Raw genomic sequence first — 2,565 nt, forward strand, 5'->3', positions numbered from 1 at the left:
GAGGGGCTGGGGGTGAGGGTAGGCGGCACAGCGTCTTAACCTTGTTTGAAGTGATCAGAAGTGCTCATCTTCTCTAACCATTTTCTGATTTGCAGTCTCAACGCCTGAGACTCGCTTGGATCAACCTTGCCCCAGCAGTCAACTTAACCCCAATTGGAGAGTCCAGATGTCAACGCAACTCACACAGCGGTTTGTGCAGGCAATGCACTATGCCCATCGCTGGCATGCTTCTCAAACCCGCAAGGGAACCGGGATCCCTTACCTCAGCCATCTGTTGGCCGTAGCAGCCATCGCCCTGGAGCATGGGGCGGATGAAGATGAAGCGATTGCCGCTCTGCTCCACGACAGCCTAGAGGACGGCCCCCACAACACAGGCGAGCCCCGGGCCCAGATTGAGCAACAGATCCGGGAGCACTTTGGAGAACGGGTGCTGCAGATCATCCTGGGATGTACGGATACCGAAAGCGATGGCTCCCGAGGCGAGCCCAAAGAAAACTGGAAAGAGCGCAAAACCGCCTACCTGAAGCACCTGGAAACGGCAAATGCCTCGGTTTTGTTGGTGGCCGCCTCTGACAAGCTGCACAACGCCCGCTGCATCTTGCGGGATTTTCGCCAACTGGGGGATGAACTCTGGCAGCGGTTTTCCGCCGGAAAAGAGGGATCCCTGTGGTATTATCGATCGTTGGCAGAGATTCTGAGGCGACGGCTGCCCGGCAATCTATCGGCGGAGCTTCAAGAGCTGGTGGCTGAGTTGCAATGCCAAGCTGGAGCGGTAATGCCTTGACAGAGACAAGCAGGGCTGAAGAAAATGCTGAGGGCAGCCCTATTCATCACACTTTTTGGGTCACGCACCTATGGTTCTCGCTGTTGGCACCCCTGCTCCTGGGTTCAACACCACTGACACCCAAGGCAACCAGGTTTCGCTGGCTGATTTTGCCGGCAAAACCGTTGTCCTCTATTTTTACCCCAAAGACGACACCCCCGGCTGTACCAAAGAAGCCTGTGGATTCCGCGACGCCTACGCCGACTACCAAAGCAAGGACGTGGTGGTGCTGGGGGTGAGCATGGACGACCAAGCTTCTCACCAAAAGTTCACCGAAAAGTACAACTTGCCTTTCCCCCTACTGGTGGATAGCAGTGGGGTGATTACCCGCGCCTACGATGTGGATGGGGGCGGCTATGCCAAGCGGGTGACCTACGTCATTGATGGCGAGGGCAAAATTGCCAAGGTCTACCAGAACATCAATACCGAAACCCATGCCCGCGATATTTTGGCGGATTTGGGTTTGTAGAAACGCTGCCTCTTTTCAGTACTCCTCGCTAGATCCCGGCCTTTGCGCATGAACGACGACATTCCGGTCGCCCGTCGCCAGTCCACTCCGGCGAAAAAAGCGCAAAGTTCGGTGCCTGCCCTGAGGTCCCGTCTAGTCTTGGGCCTGGTGCTGGTTGGGCTAGTGCTCCTGGCGGGTTGGGGGATAGAGAAGTTACCGGGATTCCAGCAGGCGGCGGATCCCCAAGTTCTGGAAGAAGCTGGTCAGCCCTCTCTGCCGCAGCCAACTGTGCAGAATGGGCGACCTTCTCTGTTGGGGCACTATGCCTATTCCGAAGCCCCTGCAGACAGCTTGCGGGTGGTGGGCCACTACCACGGTCGAGAGGTGCGCCTGCGCCAGGCGGCTGCCGAAAGTTACCTTCGCATGAGCGAAGCAGCTCAAGCTGCCGGGATCCGCCTTGTCCCCATTTCCGGGTTTCGCTCCATTGCGGATCAGGAATTCTTGTTTTTTCAATTGGCTCAATCCCGAGCCTTGCGACCCGAGGAGCGAGCTGCGGTCAGCGCTCCCCCTGGCTACAGCGAGCACCACACCGGCTATGCCATCGACCTTGGGGATGCCGGGTTTCCGCAGTGGGATACTCAAGAAGCCTTTGAGACCACCCCGGCCTTCCAGTGGCTGCAGAGCAACGCGGCCCGCTTTGGCTTTGAGCTGTCTTTCCCCAGAGACAACCCTCAGGGGGTAAGCTACGAGCCCTGGCACTGGCGCTTTGTGGGCGACCGCCATAGCCTAGAGACCTTTTACAAGCACTAGCCAACTCCCTTCTTCTGAGGGGAGGGGGGCTGGGGGTGAGGGCCCAAAGAGCGGATGACGCGATTCGAACGCGCGACCGTCTCGTTGGCAACGAGAAGCTCTACCACTGAGCTACATCCGCGTCGGGAAATTTATGATGGCAAGTTTTGCGGTGGTTTGTCAAGTCAGGGATCCCCGGCGCATTTTGTTCCAGAATGAGAGAAGTTCATCTTTCTTTGCAGTTGCGCAAAGTCTGGGCGGGATCCCGGGCAGCGCCTGTTTGAGGGTATTGCTATGCGGGTAGCCATTATTGGGGCCGGATTGGCCGGGTTGGTGACGGCAGTCGATTTGGTCGAGGCAGGACACGAGGTGCAGCTCTACGAGGCGCGGCCTTTTGTCGGCGGCAAGGTGGGATCCTGGCAGGATGCCGATGGCAACCACATCGAGATGGGGCTGCACGTTTTTTTCTGCAACTACAGCAATTTGTTTGCCCTGATGAAAAAGG

4 protein-coding genes and 1 tRNA gene are annotated in these 2,565 nt (G+C 57.6%); 4 read left to right on the plus strand and 1 reads right to left on the minus strand.

The genetic code is table 11. The features are described from left to right. The first annotated feature begins 166 nt into the window (after window positions 1–166). The 3 genes from NW819_RS04730 to NW819_RS04740 all read left to right on the plus strand — a co-directional run bounded on the left by NW819_RS04730 (window position 167) and on the right by NW819_RS04740 (window position 2,081). Window positions 167–784: an HD domain-containing protein gene (locus NW819_RS04730; RefSeq protein WP_011432688.1), complete on the plus strand. Its 618-nt coding sequence runs from the start codon at window positions 167–169 to the stop codon at window positions 782–784. A 70-nt stretch (window positions 785–854) separates the two neighbouring features. Then, the gene (locus NW819_RS04735; protein ID WP_011432689.1) at window positions 855–1,292 is read left to right on the plus strand and encodes a peroxiredoxin; all 438 of its coding nucleotides are present in this window, start codon (window positions 855–857) and stop codon (window positions 1,290–1,292) included. Between the two features lie 48 nt (window positions 1,293–1,340). Then, window positions 1,341–2,081 (plus strand): D-alanyl-D-alanine carboxypeptidase family protein, encoded by a 741-nt coding sequence (locus NW819_RS04740; RefSeq protein WP_414413046.1) that lies wholly within the window; start codon window positions 1,341–1,343, stop codon window positions 2,079–2,081. A 49-nt stretch (window positions 2,082–2,130) separates the two neighbouring features. On the opposite strand, the gene NW819_RS04745 is transcribed toward NW819_RS04740, so the two are convergent. Beyond that, window positions 2,131–2,202, minus strand: a tRNA-Gly gene (locus NW819_RS04745). A 152-nt stretch (window positions 2,203–2,354) separates the two neighbouring features. Here NW819_RS04745 and NW819_RS04750 point away from each other — a divergent pair. Beyond that, window positions 2,355–2,565 (plus strand): FAD-dependent oxidoreductase (locus tag NW819_RS04750; RefSeq protein WP_414413047.1); only part of this gene is annotated, 211 nt, incomplete at its 3' end.

Origin of the sequence: Synechococcus sp. R8-2 (assembly GCF_047461715.1) — a bacterium.
Lineage (GTDB): Bacteria > Cyanobacteriota > Cyanobacteriia > Thermostichales > Thermostichaceae > Thermostichus.